Genomic DNA, 21,198 nt, shown 5'->3' with positions numbered 1-21,198 from the left:
TGCGGTCATGGACGTCGGGCAGCATCGTCCGTGCCCGCCGCACCGTCGCGTCGCGCACGACCGCCCCGCGGGCCCCGACGAACGACGAGAACCAGGAGTGTCGCGTGAACAAGATGATCCGTGTGGCCGCCCTCAGCGGGGCCCTCGCCCTCACGCTCGCCGCGTGTGCCAGCGCCCCCGAGGAGGAGACGCCCGCAGCCGGTGAGACGACGGCCGCCGAGGGCGTCGACTTCAAGGCGTGCATGGTCTCCGACGAGGGCGGGTTCGACGACGCGTCGTTCAACCAGTCCGGGTTCGAGGGCCTCGAGCGCGCCGAGTCCGAGCTCGGGATCGAGATCCGCTCCGCCGAGTCGTCCGACCCGGGCCAGTACACGGCCAACGTCGACTCGATGGTCCAGGAGAACTGCGACCTGATCATCGGCGTCGGGTTCGCGCTCGAGGACGCCATCCAGGCGGCCGCGGACGCCAACCCCGACCTGCACTTCGCGCTCGTCGACAGCGCCTTCTCCGACGAGTCGTTCGCGCCCGTCGAGCTCGAGAACGCCCGACCGCTGCTGTTCAACACGCAGGAGGCCGCGTTCCTCGCCGGCTACCTCGCCGCGGGCACCTCGAAGACCGGCACGGTCGCGACGTTCGGCGGCATGCCGTTCCCGTCCGTGACGATCTTCATGGACGGCTTCGTCGACGGCGTCGCGAAGTACAACGAGGACAACGGCACGGCCGTCAAGGTCCTCGGCTGGGACAAGGAGGCGCAGGACGGCTCGATGATCGGGAACTTCTCCGACACCGAGGCCGGCCGCACCACGACCGAGCAGTTCATCGCCTCGGGCGCCGACGTCATCCTCCCCGTCGCGGGCCCCGTGGGCGCCGGTGCGCTCAACGCCGCGAGCCAGGCCGAGGGCGTCTCGGTCATCTGGGTCGACTCGGACGGCTACGAGCAGGCGTCGAACGAGCAGTACAAGCCGCTCCTGCTGACCTCGGTCATCAAGCTCATCGGCAACTCGGTCTTCGACACGGTCTCGGCCGCGGTCGACGGCGAGTTCTCCTCCGAGCCGTACGTCGGCACGCTCGAGAACGGCGGCGTGGACATCGCCCCGCTGCACGACTTCGAGGACACCGTCCCGGCGGACCTGCAGTCGAAGATCGACGAGCTGCGCGAGCAGATCATCTCGGGCGACCTCGTCGTCGAGTCGCCCAGCCAGACCAGCTGACGACCCAGCACCACAGCACGACGCACGCACCGCAGCACGGACCGATGGCCCGGGGAGCGCACCTGCCCGGGCCATCGGCCTGCGCGCCGCGACGGCCGGCACCGGACGACGACGTCCGGGCCCGCCCGCACCGGCCCGCCGCCGCTGCACGAGGCCACACCGTGGCTAGGGTGCACCCAGGACCAGACGAAGGAGCGGTGTCCACGTGAAGCTCGAGCTACGGGGCATCACCAAGCGCTTCGGTGCGCTGGTGGCCAACGACCACATCGACCTCGTGGTCGAGCCCGGCGAGATCCACGCGCTGCTCGGGGAGAACGGCGCCGGCAAGTCGACGCTCATGAACACGCTCTACGGGCTCTACACGCCCGACGAGGGCGAGATCCTGGTCGACGACGTGCCGGTCGCGTTCGGCGGGCCCGGCGAGGCCATGGCCGCCGGGATCGGCATGGTCCACCAGCACTTCATGCTCGTCCCCGTCTTCACCGTCGCGGAGAACGTCGTGCTCGGCCACGAGCCGGTGCGCGGCGCCGGGCGGCTCCTCGACCTCGCGGAGGCCCGCCGCCGCGTCACGCAGATCTCCGACCGCTTCGGGTTCGACGTCGACCCCGACGCGCTCGTCGAGGACCTGCCGGTCGGCGTCCAGCAGCGCGTCGAGATCATCAAGGCGCTCTCGCGCGACGCCCGGGTGCTCATCCTCGACGAGCCGACCGCGGTGCTCACGCCCCAGGAGACCGACGAGCTCATCGCGATCATGCGCCAGCTCAAGGACGCCGGGACGTCGATCGTCTTCATCACCCACAAGCTGCGCGAGGTCCGCGCCGTCGCCGACCGGATCACCGTGATCCGCCGCGGCAAGGTGGTCGGCACCGCGAGCCCGCAGGACCCCGAGACCTCGCTCGCGTCGCAGATGGTCGGCCGGTCGGTGAGCCTCGGCGTCGAGAAGGCGCCCGCGCAGCCCGGCGAGGCCACGTTCCAGGTGCGGGACCTCACGGTCATCAGCCCGGTCGGGACGCGCGTCGTCGACGGCATCTCGTTCGACGTGCACGCGGGGGAGATCCTCGCGATCGCGGGCGTGCAGGGCAACGGCCAGTCGGAGCTCGCGGAGACGGTCCTCGGGCTGCAGCACGCGACCGCCGGGTCGGTCCGGCTCGACGGCACCGAGCTGCTCGGGCGCAGCGTCGACGAGGTCCTGCGCGCCGGCGTCGGGTTCGTCCCCGAGGACCGCAGCACCGACGGGCTCATCTCGAGCTTCTCGATCGCGGAGAACCTCATCCTCGACCTGCACGCGCAGCCGCCGTTCGCGAAGGCCGGCTCGCTGAGCCCCGCGCGCGTCGCCGAGAACGCCGCGACGCGCACCCAGGAGTTCGACGTCCGCATGACGTCGGCGCAGGACCCGATCAGCACGCTCTCGGGCGGCAACCAGCAGAAGGTCGTCCTCGCGCGCGAGATGTCGCGGCCCCTGCGGCTGTTCGTCGCCTCGCAGCCGACCCGCGGGCTCGACGTCGGGTCCATCGAGTTCGTGCACCAGCGGATCGTCGCGGAGCGCGACAACGGCACGGCCGTGATCATCGTCTCGACCGAGCTCGACGAGGTGCTCGCGCTCGCCGACCGGATCGCCGTCATGTACCGCGGGCGGATCGTCGGCGTCGTCGACGCCGGCACCCCGCGCGACGTCCTCGGCCTCATGATGGCCGGTGTCCCGCTGCAGCAGGCCCAGGTCCAGGCCGCCGAGCACCACACGGTGCTGGGCGACGCCGACGCCGCTGCCGACCAGGAGCTCTCGTGACCGACACCCTCGTGGCGCCCTCCGCCACCCCGAAGCACGAGGACGAGCGGCGCGGCGTCCTGCAGCAGATGCTCGACAGCTCGTGGCTGCTGATCGTCACCGCGGTCGTGCTCGCGCTCGTCGCGTCGTCGGTCCTCGTGGCCGCGGCCGACCAGGACGTGCAGAAGACCGCGACCTACCTGTTCGCGCGGCCGAGCGACTTCTTCGCCGCGCTGTGGGAGTCCGTCTACGCGGCGTACTCGACGCTGTTCCGCGGCGCGATCTTCGACTACCAGGCGACCGGGCTGCGGCGCGTGCGGCCCATCACCGAGACCATGACGGCGTCCGTGCCGCTGATCTTCGCGGGCCTCGGCCTCGCGGTCGGCTTCCGCTCGGGGCTGTTCAACATCGGTGCGCAGGGCCAGGTGCTCGTCGGCGCGGCGGCCGCGACGTACGTCGGCATCGCGTTCGACGCCCCGGCCGGCGTGCACGTCGCGCTCGCGTGCCTCGCGGGCATCGCGGCCGGCGCCGCGTGGGCGGGCATCGCGGGCATCCTCAAGGCCCGGACCGGGGCCAACGAGGTGATCGTCACGATCATGCTCAACTCCATCGCGTTCCAGCTCATCTCCTACCTGCTCACCACGAGCCTGCTGCGCCAGGGCGGGACGCGGCCGATCTCGCCCGCGGTCGCCGACACCGCGCAGCTCCCGCTGCTGGCCGGCGCGAGCTTCCGGCTGCACGCCGGCTTCCTGCTCGCGCTGCTCGCGGCGGTGGGCGTCTGGTGGCTGCTCGAGCGCTCGACGCTCGGGTTCCGGTTCCGGGCGGTCGGCGCCAACCAGCGCGCGGCGCGCACGGCCGGCATCCGGGTCAATCTCGTGTTCGTGCTCGTGATGCTCGTCGCCGGTGGCCTCGCGGGCCTCGGTGGCGCCGCGCAGATCCTCGGGACCGACAAGCAGCTCCAGGCCTCGAGCGCCGGGTCGATCGGGTTCGACGCGATCACCGTCGCGCTGCTCGGCCGCTCGACGCCCCTCGGCACGGTCCTCGCGGCGCTGCTGTTCGGCGCGCTGCGGGCCGGCTCGCCGCTCATGCAGTCGTCGGCGGGTACGCCCATCGACATCGTCCAGGTCATCCAGGCGTCGATCGTGCTGCTCATCGCGGCGCCGCCGCTCGTGCGCCGGTTCTCCGCGCTGCACTGGGTCGCGGGCATCGCCGGCTCGACGAAGAAGAAGGAGGCCCACGCGTGAGCACCGTCGCGGACCCGCAGCCCTCGCAGCCCGTGGAGCTCGACGCGCCCGGCTCGGCCCCGATGGTCCAGGCCAAGGTCGGTTGGCGCGGCCCGATCGTGTACGGGGTCGTCTCGCTGATCTCGCTCGTCGTCTTCGGCCTCCTCACGCCCGGCTCCGACCGGACGCGGTTCATGGTCTCGTCGAGCCGCGACCTCGTGGACATCGCCCCGTTCGCGGTGCCGTCGCGCCTCACGGCCGTCCTCGTGTCCGTCCTCGCGCTCGGGCTGACCGCGTGGATCACGCGCGAGACCCTCGCGCGCCGCAAGGTCGCGGTGTGGGTCCCGGTGCTGTTCGGGTTCCTCGTGCTCGTCGCGTTCCTCGTGTGGGTCATGGCCGGCAACGACAACGCGCTGCCGCTCACGGTCCTGCTCACGGGCGCGCTCACGCTCTCGGTGCCGCTCATCTTCGGCTCGCTCGCGGGCCTGCTGTGCGAGCGCTCGGGCATCATCAACATCGCGATCGAGGGCCAGCTGCTCGCGGGCGCGTTCCTCGCGGTCGTCGTGGCGAGCCTCACGGGCAACCCGTACACCGGGCTCATCGCGGCGCCGATCGCCGGCGCGATCGTCGGGCTGGGCCTCGTGCTGTTCGCGGTGCGGTACCGGGTCGACCAGATCATCGTCGGCGTCGTGCTCAACGTGCTGGTCATCGGCGTGACGAACTACCTGTTCTCGACGGTCCTCACGCAGAACCCCCAGTCGTTCAACTCCCCGCCGCGGCTGCCGACGCTGCCGATCCCGTTCCTGTCGCAGATCCCCGTGGTCGGGCCCGTGCTGTTCAACCACTCGCTCGTGGTCTACCTCATGTACGTCGCGGTCGCGGTGCTCCAGGTCATGGTGTTCCGCAGCCGGTGGGGCCTGCGCATGCGGGCCGTCGGCGAGCACCCCAAGGCCGCGGACACGGTCGGCATCCCGGTCAACCTCACGCGCATCAAGAACACGGTGCTCGGCGGGGCCGTCGCGGGCCTGGGTGGCGCGGCGCTCGTCGCGGCCGGGCTCGCGTTCACCAAGGAGCTCACCGCGGGCCGCGGGTACATCGCGCTCGCCGCGATGATCCTCGGCCGGTGGAGCCCCAAGGGTGCGCTCGCCGCGGCGCTGCTGTTCGGGTTCGCCGACTCGCTGCGCCAGGTGCTCGGCAACCTCGGGTCGCCCGTGCCCAGCCAGTTCCTCGCGATGCTCCCGTACCTCGCGACCATCTTCGCCGTCGCCGGCCTCGTGGGGCGCGTGCGCGCACCCGCCGCCGAGGGCATCCCCTACGTGAAGTGAGCCTCCCGATGACCGACAGCCCCACCCCCGACGTCGACTGGGACGTCCTGCGCGCCGCCGCGCTCGACGTCATGACCCGCGCGTACGTGCCGTACTCCCACTTCCCCGTGGGGGTCGCGGCGCTCGTGGACGACGGCCGCGTCGTCGTCGGCTGCAACGTCGAGAACGCGTCGTACGGCCTGACGCTGTGCGCCGAGTGCGCGCTCGTCTCGGCGCTGCACGTGGGCGGCGGCGGCCGGCTCGTCGCGTTCGTGTGCGTCGACGCCCGCGGCACCGCGCTCATGCCGTGCGGCCGGTGCCGCCAGCTCCTGTGGGAGCACGGCGGACCGGAGCTGCTCGTCGAGACCGTGAGCGGGATCAAGCCGATGACCGAGGTGCTCCCGGACGCGTTCGGGCCCGCCGACCTGGTGGAACGAGGGACAGCATGAGCGAGGGCTTCGACGCGGTCGACGTCATCCGGACCAAGCGCGACGGCGGACGCCTGAGCGACGGCCAGATCGACTGGGTGCTCGACGCGTACACGCGCGGGGTCGTCGCCGAGGAGCAGATGTCGGCGCTCGCGATGGCGATCCTGCTCAACGGCATGGACCGCGCCGAGATCGCGCGGTGGACCGCCGCGATGATCGCGAGCGGCGAGCGGATGGACTTCTCGGGGCTCTCGCGCCCGACGGCCGACAAGCACTCGACCGGCGGGGTCGGCGACAAGATCACGCTGCCGCTCGCGCCGCTCGTCGCGGTGTTCGACGTCGCGGTCCCGCAGCTCTCGGGCCGCGGCCTCGGGCACACCGGGGGCACGCTCGACAAGCTCGAGGCCATCCCCGGCTGGCGGGCCGAGCTCACGAACGACGAGATGATGGCGCAGCTCGAGTCCGTCGGCGCCGTGATCTGCCAGGCCGGCGCCGGGCTCGCCCCCGCCGACCGCAAGCTCTACGCGCTGCGCGACGTCACGGGCACCGTCGAGGCCATCCCGCTCATCGCGAGCTCGATCATGAGCAAGAAGATCGCCGAGGGCACCGGCTCGCTCGTGCTCGACGTCAAGGTCGGCACGGGCGCGTTCATGAAGGACGCCGACCGTGCCCGCGAGCTCGCCCGCACGATGGTCGAGCTCGGCACCGACGCGGGGGTGCGGACCGTCGCGCTGCTGACCGACATGTCGACGCCGCTCGGCCTGACCGCCGGGAACGCGCTCGAGGTCCGCGAGTCGCTCGAGGTGCTCGCGGGCGGGGGACCGGCCGACGTCGTCGAGCTCACGGTCGCCCTGGCCCGGGAGATGCTCGACGCCGCGGGCCGCCCCGACGCCGACCCGGCCGCCGCGCTCGCCGACGGGCGCGCGATGGACGTCTGGCGCGCGATGATCGCCGCGCAGGGCGGGGACGTCGACGCGCCGCTGCCCGTGGCCCGCGAGACCGAGCAGGTGCTTGCGCCGGCCGACGGCGTGCTGACCTCGCTCGACGCGTACGCCGTCGGGGTCGCCGCGTGGCGGCTCGGCGCCGGGCGCGCGCGCAAGGAGGACCCGGTGCAAGCCGGGGCCGGCGTCGAGCTCCACGCGAAGCCGGGCGACACCGTCCGCGCCGGGCAGCCGCTGCTCACGCTGCACACGGACACCCCGGAGCGCTTCGAGCGCGCGCGCGAGGTGCTCGCGGGTGCGGCGACGATCGAGGCGGACGGCGCCGCGGCGCCGCGCACGCTGCTGCTGGACCGCATCGAGGCCTGACGCGGCGGGCAGCACGCCGGTCGCGCGCCGTCGTGCTGCCCGCGGGGTGGCTCGACGTAGCGCTCCAGGAGGCGCCGGGTCGCGGCGGGTGGGGCAGCCGCCGCGACAGGTCGCCCGCACCGGGCGTGCGGCAGACTGGCCGGATGCCTGCGCTGCGTCACCTCCAGCTCACGACCGTGCTCCGGACCCTCGGCGTGCGGCCGGTGCCGCCCGCGCCCGCCCGTGGGGTGGTCCCGGCCCGGGCGTCGGTCCCCGGTCGTGCGGTGGCCGGGGAGCCTGCGCCCGCCCGCCCCGGTGCGCACGCGGACCTCGTGGCGCGCGCGGTCGCGGCCGGTGCGCCGCGACCCGCCGCCGCACGGCTCGCCGACGCCGTCGCCGCTCTCCCGGCGCGCGAGCGTGCCCAGGTCGAGCGCCCGCTGACGCCGGCGCGGGGGAGCGACGTCCTGCGGCTCGGCACGGCCGCCGCGCGGCAGACGGACGGCACGACGTGCGGGTCGGCGGTCCTCGCGATGCTCGCCGCGGCGGGTGACCCGACGCTCGCGTACTGGCTCGTCACCGGACGGCGCGTCGCGGGGCACGAGCCCGACGAGCTGCGCGGCGTCGCGGACGCCCCCGGTCCGGCGGGACGGTTCGGTGCGCTGCAGGACGCGCTGAAGCGCCGCAGCAACGCGCGGGCCGTGCTCGGGCTGCTGCCCTGGCCCGCGGCGCTCGGCACGCCCCCGTGGGGGGCCGCGCGGGTCGCACGCTTCCCTGGGGTCGCGTACCGCTCGGTGCTCGTCGACGACAGCCGGCCCAGCGAGGTCACGCGCGTGCTGGTGCGCGCGGGCCGGGCGCTCGACCGGGGCGTTCCCGTCCCGCTCTACACCGGGGGCGACCTGTCGGGCGGGCCCGCGAGCGCGATCCCGCGCCACGTCGTGCTGCTCACGGGGCGCACCGCCGAGGGGTTCGCGGTCTACGAGCCGTCGAGCGGGCGCGTGCACGACGTGCCGTCCGCCGACCTCGTCGTGCCGCACGGGCCGCTCGACGCGCTCGGGCGCTGGTCGCACGTCGCGTGGGCCCTGCTGCCGGTCCGCGGCTGACCGGCGCGGGCTGCCGGCGGCGGTGGCGCACGCGCGCGGCCCGGGCCACGATGGACGGGCACGCCGACCCCAGGGAGGACACCATGAGCACCGTCCCCGGCCAGGAGGCCTCGCGCGACGCCGGGCTGCTGCCCGCCGACCTCTTCACGCCCGTCGACGCCCACGCGGACGCCGACCAGCGACCCGTCGACGACGAGCTGCGGCTCGACACCCCCGCGCCCGGCGCCGACGGGGACGCGGCCGAGGAGTACGTGCCCGCGCCCTCGCCCGTCGCCCCGCGCGACGACGCGAACGAGGCCGACGTGCACGAGCAGGTGACCGAGGTCCCGGGCGACGAGCGGGACGAGTACCTCTGACACCCGGACGGGCGCCGGGCGGTCACCCGCCCGGGTCGCGGCGTCCTCAGCGGACGTGGCGCGCGACTACGGTGGAGGCATGACCCCCGCGTACGACCTGGTGGCTGCGCTGCCCAAGGTGCTGCTGCACGACCACCTGGACGGCGGGCTCCGGCCGGCCACGATCGTCGAGCTCGCGCGCGAGGCGGGGCACACGCTGCCCGCGACCGACCCGGACGAGCTCGGCCGCTGGTTCGTCGCCGCGGCGGACTCGGGCAGCCTCGAGCGCTACCTCGAGACGTTCGCGCACACGGTCGCGGTGATGCAGACGCCGGACGCGCTGCGCCGGGTCGCTCGCGAGGCCGCCGTCGACCTCGCGGCGGACGGGGTCGTCTACGCCGAGCAGCGCTACGCCCCCGAGCAGCACCTCGAGGGCGGGCTCACGCTCCAGCAGGTCGTCGACGCGGTGCAGGCCGGCTTCGCCGAGGGCGTCGCCGAGGCGGCGTCCCAGGGCCGGGAGATCCGGATCGGCACGCTCCTGTCGGCGATGCGGCACGCGGACCGGGCCGACGAGATCGCCGCGCTCGCGCTCGCGAACCGCGACGCCGGGGTCGTCGGCTTCGACATCGCCGGGGCCGAGGCCGGGTTCCCGGCGTCCCGGCTGGCGACGGCGTTCCGGTCGCTGCGCGACGCCTGGTTCCCCGTGACCGTGCACGCGGGCGAGGCCGACGGTCTCGGCTCGATCACCGAGGCGCTCGGGGTCGGCGCGCTGCGCCTCGGGCACGGGGTCCGGGTGCTCGACGACATCACCCTGCACGAGCCCGGCACGGACGGCGCCCCGCCTGCGGCGACCCTCGGGCGGCTCGCCGCGTGGGTCCGCGACCGCCGGGTCCCGCTCGAGACGTGCCCGTCGTCGAACGTGCAGACGGGCGCCGCCGCGTCGGTCGCGGAGCACCCCGTGACGCTCCTGCGGCGGCTCGGCTTCGCGGTCACCGTCAACACCGACAACCGGCTGCAGTCGGGCACGAGCCTCACGCGCGAGCTCGCGCTGCTCGTCGAGCACGCCGGGTGGACCGTCGACGACGTCCGCGACGTGACGCTCACCGCCGCCGAGAACGCGTTCCTCCCGCAGGACGAGCGCGCCGAGCTCATCGACCGGGCGATCCTCCCGGGCTACACGCACGACGGCACCGGAAGGCACCGCGCATGACGATCGACGCCCACGCACTGGCCCAGCTCGTGGACCACACCCTGCTCAAGCCGGAGGCCACCCGCGCCGACGTCGAGGCGCTCGTCGAGGAGGGCGTGCGGCTCGGCGTGTACTCGGTGTGCGTCTCGCCGTCGTTCCTGCCGCTCGACGCGCGCGGCCTCAAGGTCGCGACGGTCGTCGGCTTCCCGTCGGGCAAGCACCACAGCGACGTCAAGGCGGCCGAGGCCGCGCGCGCGGTGCGGGACGGCGCCGACGAGGTCGACATGGTGCTCGACGTCGGGGCCGCGAAGCAGGGCGCCTTCGAGTCCGTGCAGGCCGACATCGCCGCGGTCCGCGCGGCCGCGCCGTCGCCGACGGTGCTCAAGGTCATCATCGAGTCCGCGGCGCTGACCGACGACGAGATCGTGGCGGTGTGCCGCGCGGCGGAGGCGGCGGGCGCCGACTTCGTCAAGACGTCGACGGGCTTCCACCCCGCGGGCGGCGCGAGCGTGCACGCCGTCGGGCTCATGGCCGCCACCGTCGGCGAGCGCCTCGGGATCAAGGCGTCCGGCGGCATCCGCAGCACCGCCGACGCCGTCGCCATGGTCGAGGCCGGCGCGACCCGGCTCGGCCTCTCGGGGACCGCGGCCGTGCTCGGCGGGCTCGAGTCCGACTCCGCCTACTGACCGCGCACGCAGGGGCCCGCCCGACCGTCGGCGGGCCCCCGCGTGCGTGCGCACGCGGCGGTCGGGTGAACGTCACGCGGGGGGACGTTCGCGACATTGACGGCAGCCGGGGGCGTCGGCGAAGGTGAGGCGCCCGTGCGACCCCACCGCCCCCGCTGCGGGGGCGCCCGCGTTGCCGGCCGGCCCAGCAGGAGCACCCAGGGGCGACCCGGACGACGAGGAGGCGGTACCCGAGATGGGCAGGTTCCGGCGTGGCACCGTCGCCGCTGCCGTCGTCGTCCCGTTCCTCCTCGGTGTCCTCATCGCCTACGCGCTCGACGACGCGCGGACGGGCCCCAAGTCCGGTGACCGCGCCCACGCCTGGGTCGAGCGGCTCGACGAGGGGGCGGCGAGCTCGCGCGAGAGCGAGAACTTCGTGCTCCTGTGGGGGCCGCGGGCGGGCGGCGACCTCGCCGAGGCCTCCGAGTACTACCGCGTCGACCCCGTCGAGCTGCTCGACCGGCTCGAGCGCTACTACGCGCTGTACGTGGGCACGGTCGGCGTCACCGAGCCCGTCGGGCCGATCGCGGAGGACAAGATCGCGGTCGTCCTGACCCGGACCTGGGACGACCTGGCGTACGACGCGTGGGCCGAGGGGCGGGTCGAGGGCGGCCTCGCGCTCCTCGAGATCGCACCCGAGGCGGCCCGCACCGGCGCGTGGGACGTCGCCCGCGCGCTCGCGGTCGTCCTGCAGAGCGTCGCGGTCGCCCCCGACGGCCCCGCGCCCGACGCCGGCCCCGGCACGACCGCGCCGGGGGTCCGCGGCTCGTCGTTCGGGGAGGCGATGGCGTCGTTCCTCGCGACGGCCGCCGAGCCGTCCGACGCGGGGGACCTCACGTCGTTCGTGCGCGCCGAGAACCTGCGCTGGTCGTCGGGACGGCACCTCGACGGCGGGTGGACTCTGCTGCAGCATGTCGCGGACCGCGACGGCCTCGCGACGGTCGGGCGGCTGTGGCGCGAGGGCGGCACCGAGCCCGACCCCGTCGCGGCGTACGCCCGGGTCGCCGGCCTCACGCAGGAGGAGCTCGGTGCGCGCCTCGCCGAGCACGCGCTGCGCAACGTGACCTGGGACTACTCGACGCAGCCGGACCTGCGCCGCTACGCCGCCGCGGTCGACCCCGCGCTGACCGCCGAGCCGGGGACCGCGGTCGAGGCCGTCGACGCGACGGCCCACCACTACCGCGTCCCGTCCGCGCTGGCGCCGGCCGAGAACGGCTACGCGCTCGTCCGGCTCAGCCCCGAGGAGGGCGCGACGGCCGTGCGGGTGCGCGTGCGGGGGCACACCGAGGCGGGGCCCGACGCGGCGTGGACCGCGGGCCTCGTGGCGGTCGACGTCGACGGCGCCGCGCGGTACGGCGAGCTCGCGGGCGGCACCGACGTGACGGTCGAGCTCACGACCGGGCCCGACGACGCGCAGGTGTACCTCGTCGTCGCGGCGACCCCGACGCGCGCGCACGACTTCGACCCGGCGGCGGGCTACCCCGGGTCCGCCCGGTACCCGTTCGAGCTGCGGGTCGCGGGCGCCGACGCGTGGGGCTTCGAGCCCGGCTTCGTGCGGCCCGCGGCGCCCGGGGGCGGCCGGTGGCACACCAACGGCGGGGGCTGGGTCGGGGAGTTCGCGACCGTCGACCCCGGCGTCTACGTCGGCCCGCAGGCCGTGGTGCAGGACTGGGCCCAGGTGACCGGGTCGGCGCGCGTCGAGGGCCGCGCGGTCGTCGACAGCGGCGCCGTCGTCGGCGGGGCCGCGGTCGTGCGCGACAACGCGGTCGTACGCTCGCGCGCCGTGCTCGGCGGCGACGTCGTCGTCGGCGGGGACGCCGAGATCAGCTGGACCTGCTCGTCCGGGGTCTACCTGCGGTTCGACCGCGCGCAGACGTGCGACGGCGGCGCGGGGGAGCTCCCCGCCGAGCCGGCGCTCGTGCCGTTCCCGACCGCCGACCTCGCGCTCGACGGCGCACCGGACCCGAGCCCGACCCCGACCCCCACGCCCACCCCGACCCCCACGCCGACCCCGACCCCGACCCCGACGCCCACGCCGACCGCGACGCCCCGGCCCACGCCGACGCCGTCCCCGAGCGGCGTGGGGCTGCCCGAGCCGATCCCGGCGCCGGTCGCGGGCTGTACGGCGGTGCTCTCGATCGTCAACCAGTGGCCCGGCGGCTACCAGGCGCTCGTGACGGTGACCGCGGGCACCGAGCCGCTCACGTCGTGGCGGGTCTCCTGGGCGCAGCCGTCCGACCAGTCGGTCGCGGAGGCGTGGGGCGCGCGCCTGCGTCAGAACGGCACGTCGACCGAGGCCGACAGCGTCGGCTGGAACTCGGCGCTGGCACCCGGGGCGTCCACGACGTTCGGGTTCTCGGGCTCGTACACCGGCGCGGCCCCCGTGGCGCCCGCGGCGGCGTGCACCCGGTCGCGCTGACGGCGACCGAGGGCCCGGGCGTCGGTCCCGGCCGGCGACCGACGCGTCCGCACGTCCGGGCCGGTCGACGGGGCCGCCCGACGGGGCCGCCCGACGGGGCCGCCCGACGGGGCCGCCCGACGGGGCCGCCCGACGGGGTCGCCCGACGGGGCCGCCCGACGGGGCCGCCCGACGGGGTCGCCCGGCGGGGTCGCCCGGCGGGGCCGCCCAGCGGGCTCAGATGCCGAGCGCCGCGCTGACGTCGGAGGCCACCGCGTGGAGGCGCGCGCGGGCCTCCTTGCGGGCGGAGACGAGCGCCGCGGCGTCGGCCGTGCGGGACACCGGGACGATCACCTCGAGGTAGCACTTGACCTTGGGCTCGGTCCCGCTCGGGCGCACGACGACGCGCGTGCCGTCCTGGGACGTGATCCGCAGCCCCTCGGTCGCGGGCAGGCCCTGGCGCTCGGCGTCCGTGGCCGTCGCGAGGTCGACGACCTCCATCACGGGCGAGCCCGCGAGAGTGACGGGCGGGTGCTCCCGCAGCGCGGCCATCGTCGCGGGGATCCGGTCGAGGTCGGTGAAGCGTGCGGACACCTGGTCGCTCAGGTGCAGCCCGTGCTCGCGCGCGAGGTCGTCGAGCACGCTCAGGAGCGTGCGGCCCGAGGCCTTGAGCGTCGCCGCGAGCCCGGCGACGAGCAGCGCCGCCGAGATGCCGTCCTTGTCGCGCACGTGCGCCGGGTCGACGCAGTAGCCCAGGGCCTCCTCGTAGCCGAACGCGAGCCCGTCGACGCGCGCGAGCCACTTGAAGCCGGTCAGCGTGGGCTGGTGCCGCAGGCCCGCGGCCCGCGCGACCTTCGCGAGCAGGCGCGAGGAGACGATCGAGCTCGCGAGCGCGGGCACCTGCGTCGCAGCCGCAGCGCCGCCGACGGGCACGCCGTCGCCCGTCGAGCGACCGGCTGCCGCGCCGCCGTCAGCCACCGCGCCCGCACCGGCCGTCGTGCCGGTCGCCGTGCGCGCCGCGAGCCGGGACGCGACGACCGAGCCCAGCACCGCGCCGACCTCGTCGCCGTGCAGCATGCGCCAGCCCTCGGCGCCCGCGGTGTCGGGCCCGCGGTGCGAGCGTGCCGTCGGGTCGTTGAGCGCGACCGCGCACCGGTCGGCGTCGGGGTCGAGCGCAAGCACGAGGTCCGCGCCGACGTCACCCGCGAGGCCCAGCGCGAGGTCCATGGCCCCGGGCTCCTCGGGGTTCGGGAACGCGACGCTCGGGAAGTCGGGGTCGGGCCACTCCTGCTCCGGCACGAGCAGCACGTCGCGGAACCCGGCCTCGCGCAGCACACGGGCCGCGACCTCGCCGCCGACTCCGTGCAGCGGCGTGAGCACGATCTTGAGGTGCCGCGCGCGCTCGCGGGCCTCCTCGGTGAGGTCGGCGAGCGCGGTGACGGTCGAGACGTAGGCGTCGAGCACGTCGTCGCCGAGCACGGTCCAGCCGGACTCCGCGCGCGGCACGGCGACGACGCTCGGCACGCGCGCGATCTCGGCGGCGATGGCCGCGTCGTACGGCGGCACGATCTGCGCGCCCTGGCCCGAGCCCGTCACGACGCGCCCGCCGAGGTACACCTTGTAGCCGTTGTCCTGCGGCGGGTTGTGGCTCGCGGTGACCATGACGCCCGCGTCGGCCCCGAGGTGGCGCACCGCGAACGCGAGCACCGGGGTCGGCAGGGCCCGCGGCAGGACGAGCACCTCGATGCCGACCGCGGTCATCACCGCGGCGGTGTCGCGGGCGAAGTCGGCGGACCGGTGGCGGGCGTCGTACCCGACGACCACGCGGGGTGCGGGCGTGAGCCCGTCGAGCTCTCCGAGCAGGTAGTCCGCGAGCCCGGACGCGGCGCGGATGACGACGGCGCGGTTCATCCGGTGCGGGCCGCCGCCGATCGCGCCGCGCAGCCCCGCGGTGCCGAACTGCAGCAGGCCCGTGAACCGGTCGGCGAGGTCGGCGCGCGCGCCGCGCACGTCGGTGAGCTGCGTCTGGTGGGTCGGGCTCACCGGGCCGCCCCCGCGCTCGGCGGCGAGCGCGTCGTCGACCGGCGCGTTCGCGCGGTCGAGGAGCCGGGCGAGCTCGTCGGCGGTCGTCGGGTCCGGGTCGTCCTCGATCCAGGTCGTCACCCGCGCGGACAGCTCGTTCCAGTCGTACGCCATGGCCCCAACGTACCCATCGGTCCGCGTGCGCTGCTGCGCGGGCTGCGGCGCGTCGCCCTCAGAGGCGGCCGACGCCTGACGGAGCGGCCCGCTCCGTCAGAGGCGGCGCACGACCTGCGCGAGCAGCGCGCTGATCCGGGGACCGGCCGCCTGGCCGGCCTCGAGCACCTCGGCGTGCGAGAGCGGGGTCGCACTGATCCCCGCGGCGAGGTTCGTCACGAGCGAGAGCCCGAGCACCTCGAGCCCCGCGTGCCGCGCGGCGATGGCCTCGATCGTCGTCGACATGCCGACGAGGTCGCCGCCGAGCCGGCCGGCCATCGCGACCTCGGCGGGGGTCTCGTAGTGGGGGCCGCGGAACTGCACGTAGACGCCCTCGTCGAGCGACGGGTCGACCGTGCGGGCCACGTCGCGCAGGCGAGCGGAGTACAGGTCGGTCAGGTCGACGAACGTCGCGCCCTCGAGCGGGGACGTCGCCGTGAGGTTGAGGTGGTCGCGGATCAGCACCGGCGTGCCCGGTCCCCACGCGGGGTTGAGCCCGCCGCAGCCGTTGGTCAGCACGACCGTCCGGGCCCCGGTCGCCGCCGCGGTGCGGACGCCGTGCACGACGCGCCGCACGCCGCGGCCCTCGTAGAGGTGCGTGCGCGAGCCCAGCACGAGCGCGTACCGGTCGGGCGTGCCCTCGGCGTCGTCGGCACCGCCCGCGCCGTCACCCGAGCCCGCGATGCGGATCGAGCGGATCGTGCCCACGTGCCCGACGACCGCGGGCGCCGAGAAGCCGGGGACCTCGTGGCTCGGCACCTCGGCGACCGTCTCGCCGAGCAGGTCCGCCGCGCCGCCCCAGCCCGAGCCGAGCACGAGCGCGACGTCGTGACGTGCGACACCCGTGACCCGGGCCAGGTGCTCGGCGGCGCTGCGGGCGACGTCGAAGGGGTCGGTGGTCGGGTCGTCGAGGTCGCTCATGGAAGTGAAGGCTAACCGGCCACCAGGCACAATAGGCGCGTGACCACCGAGACCCAGGACCTGCAGGCCACACGCGTCGTCGTCGTCGGAGGGGGTCCGGGCGGGTACGAGGCGGCCCTCGTCGCCCGCCGGCTCGGGGCGGCGGTGACGGTGGTCGAGCGCACCGGGCTCGGCGGCTCGGCGGTGCTCACCGACGTCGTCCCCTCGAAGACGCTCATCGCGACCGCCGAGTGGATGGCGATGTCCGACCGCGCGCCCGAGCTCGGCATCCACCTCGATGCCGACCCGTCGACGCCCGCCGGCGACCTGCTCGCGAGCGAGTCGGAGCGGCACTTCGTCGACCTCGCGCAGGTCAACACGCGCACGCTCGCGCTGGCCGCCGCGCAGTCGGCCGACATCCGCACGCGCCTCGAGCGGGAGGGCGTCGAGCTCGTCGAGGGCGCGGGACGGCTCGACGGGCCCAACCGCGTCGTCGCGAGCGGGACCGACGGCGAGCGCAGCCTCGACGCGGACGTGGTGCTCGTGGCGACGGGGGCGACCCCGCGCGTGCTGCCCGAGGCCGTCCCGGACGGCGAGCGCATCCTCACGTGGACGCAGCTCTACGGGCTCACGGAGCTCCCCGAGAAGCTCGTCGTGGTCGGCTCGGGCGTGACCGGCGCGGAGTTCGCCGGCGCCTACGTCGCGCTCGGCTCCGAGGTCGTGCTCGTCTCGAGCCGCGACCGGGTGCTCCCGGGCGAGGACCCCGACGCCGCCGAGCTGCTCGAGGGCGTGTTCCGCAACCGCGGCATGACGGTGATGTCCCGCTCGCGCGCGCAGTCGGCGACCCGGACGGCCGACGGCGTGCTCGTCACGCTCGCCGACGGGCGCACGGTCGAGGGCTCGCACGTGCTGCTCGCGGTCGGGTCGATCCCGAGCACCGCGGGCATCGGGCTGACCGAGGCGGGCGTGCGCCTCACGGCGTCGGGCCACGTCGAGGTCGACAAGGTCTCCCGGACGTCGGTGCGCGGCATCTACGCGGCGGGCGACTGCACCGGGGTCCTGCCGCTCGCGTCGGTCGCGGCGATGCAGGGGCGCATCGCGATGTCGCACGCGCTGGGCGACGCCGTGACCCCGATCTCGCTGCGCAGCGTCGCGGCGAACATCTTCACGTCCCCGGAGATCGCGACCGTCGGGTACGGCGAGGAGCAGCTCAAGGCCGCCGGGACCGACTACGTGACGAGCACGCTGCCGCTCGCCCGCAACCCGCGGGCCAAGATGCTGGGCCTGCGCGAGGGCTTCGTCAAGCTGTTCGCGCACCGCAACGGGCAGGTGCTCGGCGGGGTCGTCGTGGCGCCGAGCGCGAGCGAGCTCATCTTCCCGATCACCCTCGCGGTCTCGCACCGGCTCACCGCCGACGCGGTGGCCAGCGCGTTCACGGTGTACCCGTCGATCTCCGGGTCGATCGCCGAGGGTGCGCGCATGCTGCACCAGCGCCAGGACGACTGACCGGGGCTCAGGACGTCGGGACCACGCGCGCGACGACCGGCAGGTGGTCCGAGGTCCGCGCCGGGGTGACGACCTCGGTCGCCGCGAGCTCCGCGCCGCGCACGTGCACCCAGTCGATGCGGTCGGTGGCGTCGGGCGCGGGCCACGTGCCCGCCCACGGGCCCGGGTCGGTGACCCAGCCGTCGGCGTCGAGGCGCGCGAGCTCGGCGGACCGGGGGTGCGCGTTCAGGTCGCCCGCGAGCACGGCGGCGCCGTCGTCGGGCAGGTCGGCGGCGAGCGCGTCGAGCTGGTCGAGCCGGGTCGCGTCGTCGACGCTGCGGTGGTGCAGGTGCACGGACGTGACGCGCACCGGGGTGCCGTCGGCGAGCACGACGGTCGCGCTGAGCGCCGCCCGGTCCTGGGCGCCGTCGCCGCGGGGGAGCGGGGTGCGCCGCTCGTCGGTCAGCGTCGAGCGGGACAGCAGCGCGTTGCCGAACTGCGGGTCCGCCGCGCCGGTGAACTCGAGGTCCATGCCGAGCCGGTGCGAGAGCCACGTCGCCGTGTCGACCCCGCCGCCGAGCACCCAGCCGCGCGCGACCTCCTGCAGCGCCACGACGTCGGGGTCCTGCGCCTCGATGGTCCGGGCGATCCGCTCGAGCTCGACGCCATCGCCGGGCGTCACGCCGTAGTGCAGGTTCCAGCTCAGGACGACGAGCTCGTCGCCGCGCGCGCGGTCGGGGCCGGGTGGGGCCTCGGCGGCGGGCCACCAGCCGACGAGCGCGAGCACGACGCCGGGGATCGCGAGCAGGCGGACGGCGTTGGCGCGGAACGGCGGGCTGTCCTCGCGGAGCGTGCCGTCGGGCACGGCGGACGCCGCTGAGCCCACGGACGTCGCGGCCACCGCGGCCGCCGCGGGCGAGGTCGTGGCCGTCGACCCCCCGAGCGGCGCACCGGCACCGGGGGGCGCCGCGGCGACCGGCCCGGCGGCTCCCGGGGTGCGCGTGCCGCCCGCGGGGTCGATGCCGGGCGGCTCGGGGGTGCGCCGGCGCAGACCGGCGAGCCCCACGGCGACCGCGGCCAGGAGCGGGACGGCCGCGTTGTCGACGGGCAGCGGGACCTCCTGGTCCACGAGGTAGAGCAGCAGCGTCGTCACGAGCCCGACGCCGACGCCCGCCGTCACGAACGCGGTGCCGGTGAGCCCGGGCGGCGCCGAGCGGCGCGTGCTGGTCGCGCTGGCGACGACGACCCCGGCGGCGACGACCGCGAGCGCGGCGGCGGCGAGCACGACCGGGCCGGTGACCGTGAACGCGACGAGCACCGCGACCGGCAGGACGGCCGCCGCGACCACCCGGACGGGTCCGACGAGCAGGTGCGGGTTGAGCAGGACCCACACGGTCAGGGTGCTCGCCGCGACGAGCACGAGCCCGGCGACCCCGAGCGTCGCGTGCGACTGCGACGCGACGAACGCCGGGTTGGCGAGCAGCAGCGTCACGAGCGCGAGGAACGGCCCGAGCGACCACAGCCGGCGGGGTCGGCCCGTGGGCTCGTCCTCGCGCGCCGCCCGCGCCAGCACGACGGCGAGCGCGACGAGCACCGCGGGGACGAGCCAGCCGAGCACGCCGTCGCGCCAGACCGCGTCCCACGTGCCGAGCGCGAGGTGGAGCCCGCTCGACAGCCCGCAGCCGAGCACGAGGCCGAGCGCGGCGTGCCGCCCGCCCGCGGGGCGTCCCGCAGTGAAAGCGACGGCGAGCGTGAGCACGGCGACCGCGACCGCGACGGACACGAGCCCGACGACGAAGCGCGGACTCCCGTCGAGCGCCTGGAGCACGAGGCGTGCGAGGCCGAGCGCGAGGGTGCCCGCGAGCACGGTCGCGCCGTCCGGCACCCCGGGCGTGCGCCGCGCGGACAGCGTGAGCAGCAGCGCCGCGACGAGCCCCGCGGCGGCGTACGTGCCGAGCGCCGTCCCGCCGACCGCGAGCGGGTCCGGCAGCGTCCGGTCGAGGAGCGGGCCGCTCGCGCGCAGCAGCTCGACCGTGAGCACCGTGAGCACCGCGAGGAGCGACACGCGCGTCGGCGTGCCGAGCTCGGGCGGCAGCGTCCACGGGTGCGCGGGAGGCTGCGGACGCGAGGGCGGCACGGGGGCGGGAGCGGGCACGGCTCGCACGCTACCGCTGCGCCGCGCGCCACGGACCGGCTGCCCGGACGGGGTGCGTCCGGTCAGGTGAAGAGCGCCTGGCCGACGAACGCCTCGCCCGGCTCCGCGCCGTCGGGCACCCCGGGCGGCACCGCGTACAGGCCCGAGCCGGTGTGCCGCAGGTACTCCATCAGTGCGTCCTGGCGCGACAGCGTCGACTGCATCGGGATGTAGTGCGTGCGGGGGTCGCGCACGAACGCGAGGAAGAACAGCCCGGCGTCGAGCCGGCCGAGCGCGTCGTTGCCGTCCGTGAAGTTGTACCCGCGCCGCAGCATCCGCACGCCGCCGTTGGTCGACGGGTGCGCGAGCCGCACGTGCGAGTCGGTCGCGACGAGCGGGAGCCCGCCGCGCCCGGTGGCCTCGAGGTCGGGCTCGGAGAACTCGGTGCCGCCCGAGAGCGGTGCCCCCTCGCCCTTGGTCCGCCCGATCAGCGCCTCCTGCTCGCGCAGCGACGTGCGGTCCCACGTCTCGATCGTCATCCGGATCCGGCGCGCGACGAGGTAGGTGCCGCCCGTGAGCCAGGCCGAGTCGGCGCCGGTCTCGGCCCGGCCGGCCTCGGCGTCGGCCGCCTGGACCCACACGTGCTCGGCGAGCGCCTCGGGGTCCTCGGCCTTGAGGTTGGCCGTGCCGTCCTTGAAGCCGAACAGGTTGCGCGGCGTCGTCTGCGTCGTCGAGGTCGACGACGTGCGCCCGTACCCGAGCTGGGACCAGCGGAGCGTCGCCGTGCCGAACGCCGCCCGGGACAGGTTGCGGATCGCGTGCACCGCGACCTGCGGGTCGTCGGCGCACGCCTGCACCACGAGGTCGCCGTCGCACCGCTGGGGCTCGAGCGCGTCCTGCGCGAAGCGCGGGAGCTCGACGAGCGCCGCGGGCAGCCGGTCCGCGAGGCCGAAGCGGTCGACGCCCGGCGTGCCGTCCGGCGCCGGCGTGCCGACGAACAGCGACCGCCCGAACGCGAAGGTGATCGTGAGGCCCGCCGGGGGCAGGTCGAGGACCTCGCCGGTGTCGTCCGGGGGAGCGTCGTACGGTCCCGACGCCGGCCCGAACGGCCCTGCGGCCAGCCCCTGCGTGAGCCGCGCGGCCATCGCGGTCCACGTCCGGAGCAGCTCGACGAGGTCCTCGCGCGACGTCGTCGTGAGGTCGAACGCCGCGAGGTGCATGCGGTCCTGGGCAGGGGTCACGATGCCGGCCTGGTGCTCGCCGGTGAACGCGTAGGTTCCGGGCCGGGCCGGGGCGGCCGGTGCCGAGGTCGCCGCCTGCGCCCGGCCGCCCGCGAACCCCGCCGTCGCCGCGAGACCGAGCGCCGCGGCGCCACCGCCCGCGAGGCCGAGGAGCCCGCGCCGGGACAGCCCGCGGGCCGCCTGCTCGGCGGGGGCCGCGCCGTCGGGGGACGGGGTGGTGTCGTCGGTGGTCATCGGGG

General features: G+C 75.8%; 16 protein-coding genes. 12 read left to right on the top strand and 4 right to left on the bottom strand.

From position 1 onward, the window contains the following. Positions 1 to 104 precede the first annotated feature (104 nt). The 11 genes from CCE01nite_RS17530 (at position 105) to CCE01nite_RS17480 (ending at position 12,985) form a co-directional block, all read left to right on the top strand. A complete protein-coding gene (locus CCE01nite_RS17530; protein ID WP_246056674.1) occupies positions 105 to 1,211 on the top strand; it encodes a BMP family lipoprotein in 1,107 nt (368 codons plus the stop codon). A gap of 205 nt (positions 1,212 to 1,416) precedes the next feature. Then, entirely contained in the window at positions 1,417 to 2,997 is a 1,581-nt protein-coding gene (locus CCE01nite_RS17525) for an ABC transporter ATP-binding protein (RefSeq protein WP_034631642.1), read from the top strand. Beyond that, complete coding sequence (locus CCE01nite_RS17520; RefSeq protein WP_034631640.1) at positions 2,994 to 4,220, top strand: ABC transporter permease; 1,227 nt, start codon at positions 2,994 to 2,996, stop codon at positions 4,218 to 4,220. Before CCE01nite_RS17525 ends, CCE01nite_RS17520 begins: the two co-directional genes overlap by 4 nt. Beyond that, entirely contained in the window at positions 4,217 to 5,524 is a 1,308-nt protein-coding gene (locus CCE01nite_RS17515; protein ID WP_371861057.1) for an ABC transporter permease subunit, read from the top strand. Before CCE01nite_RS17520 ends, CCE01nite_RS17515 begins: the two co-directional genes overlap by 4 nt. An 8-nt stretch (positions 5,525 to 5,532) precedes the next feature. After that, a complete protein-coding gene (locus CCE01nite_RS17510) occupies positions 5,533 to 5,952 on the top strand; it encodes a cytidine deaminase (RefSeq protein ID WP_034631676.1) in 420 nt (139 codons plus the stop codon). After that, a complete protein-coding gene (locus CCE01nite_RS17505) occupies positions 5,949 to 7,238 on the top strand; it encodes a thymidine phosphorylase (RefSeq protein ID WP_034631636.1) in 1,290 nt (429 codons plus the stop codon). The genes CCE01nite_RS17510 and CCE01nite_RS17505 overlap by 4 nt, the downstream gene beginning before the upstream one ends. Before the next feature lie 143 nt (positions 7,239 to 7,381). Next, on the top strand, positions 7,382 to 8,317 hold the full coding sequence (locus CCE01nite_RS17500; protein WP_141372764.1) for a hypothetical protein: 936 nt from the start codon (positions 7,382 to 7,384) through the stop codon (positions 8,315 to 8,317). Between the two features lie 83 nt (positions 8,318 to 8,400). Then, positions 8,401 to 8,673 (top strand): hypothetical protein, encoded by a 273-nt coding sequence (locus CCE01nite_RS17495; RefSeq protein WP_141372763.1) that lies wholly within the window; start codon positions 8,401 to 8,403, stop codon positions 8,671 to 8,673. 79 nt (positions 8,674 to 8,752) lie between these two features. Next, entirely contained in the window at positions 8,753 to 9,862 is a 1,110-nt protein-coding gene (locus CCE01nite_RS17490; protein ID WP_141372762.1) for an adenosine deaminase, read from the top strand. Further along, a complete protein-coding gene (gene deoC, locus CCE01nite_RS17485) occupies positions 9,859 to 10,527 on the top strand; it encodes a deoxyribose-phosphate aldolase (protein WP_141372761.1) in 669 nt (222 codons plus the stop codon). The genes CCE01nite_RS17490 and deoC overlap by 4 nt, the downstream gene beginning before the upstream one ends. A 235-nt stretch (positions 10,528 to 10,762) precedes the next feature. Continuing rightward, entirely contained in the window at positions 10,763 to 12,985 is a 2,223-nt protein-coding gene (locus CCE01nite_RS17480; RefSeq protein ID WP_141372760.1) for a DUF6055 domain-containing protein, read from the top strand. A gap of 216 nt (positions 12,986 to 13,201) precedes the next feature. On the opposite strand, the gene CCE01nite_RS17475 is transcribed toward CCE01nite_RS17480, so the two are convergent. Together CCE01nite_RS17475 and CCE01nite_RS17470 are read right to left on the bottom strand one after the other, a co-directional pair. Next, entirely contained in the window at positions 13,202 to 15,160 is a 1,959-nt protein-coding gene (locus CCE01nite_RS17475) for a phospho-sugar mutase (protein WP_141372759.1), read from the bottom strand. Between the two features lie 96 nt (positions 15,161 to 15,256). Further along, positions 15,257 to 16,120, bottom strand: a complete 864-nt coding sequence (locus tag CCE01nite_RS17470) for a purine-nucleoside phosphorylase (RefSeq protein ID WP_141372758.1) — start codon at positions 16,118 to 16,120, stop codon at positions 15,257 to 15,259. 39 nt (positions 16,121 to 16,159) lie between these two features. On the opposite strand from CCE01nite_RS17470, the gene CCE01nite_RS17465 reads away from it, so the two are divergent. Continuing rightward, positions 16,160 to 17,605 (top strand): NAD(P)H-quinone dehydrogenase, encoded by a 1,446-nt coding sequence (locus tag CCE01nite_RS17465; protein ID WP_141372757.1) that lies wholly within the window; start codon positions 16,160 to 16,162, stop codon positions 17,603 to 17,605. 7 nt (positions 17,606 to 17,612) lie between these two features. On the opposite strand, the gene CCE01nite_RS17460 is transcribed toward CCE01nite_RS17465, so the two are convergent. Then, complete coding sequence (locus CCE01nite_RS17460; RefSeq protein ID WP_246056672.1) at positions 17,613 to 19,739, bottom strand: endonuclease/exonuclease/phosphatase family protein; 2,127 nt, start codon at positions 19,737 to 19,739, stop codon at positions 17,613 to 17,615. A gap of 62 nt (positions 19,740 to 19,801) precedes the next feature. Continuing rightward, entirely contained in the window at positions 19,802 to 21,193 is a 1,392-nt protein-coding gene (efeB, locus tag CCE01nite_RS17455; protein ID WP_141372755.1) for an iron uptake transporter deferrochelatase/peroxidase subunit, read from the bottom strand. Between the last annotated feature and the right edge of the window lie 5 nt (positions 21,194 to 21,198).

The organism is Cellulomonas cellasea, assembly GCF_006538745.1.
Taxonomy (GTDB): Bacteria; Actinomycetota; Actinomycetes; order Actinomycetales; family Cellulomonadaceae; genus Cellulomonas_A; species Cellulomonas_A cellasea.
The sequence above is the reverse complement of the archived record's forward strand: the minus strand, read 5'-3'. Positions and strand labels throughout refer to the sequence as shown.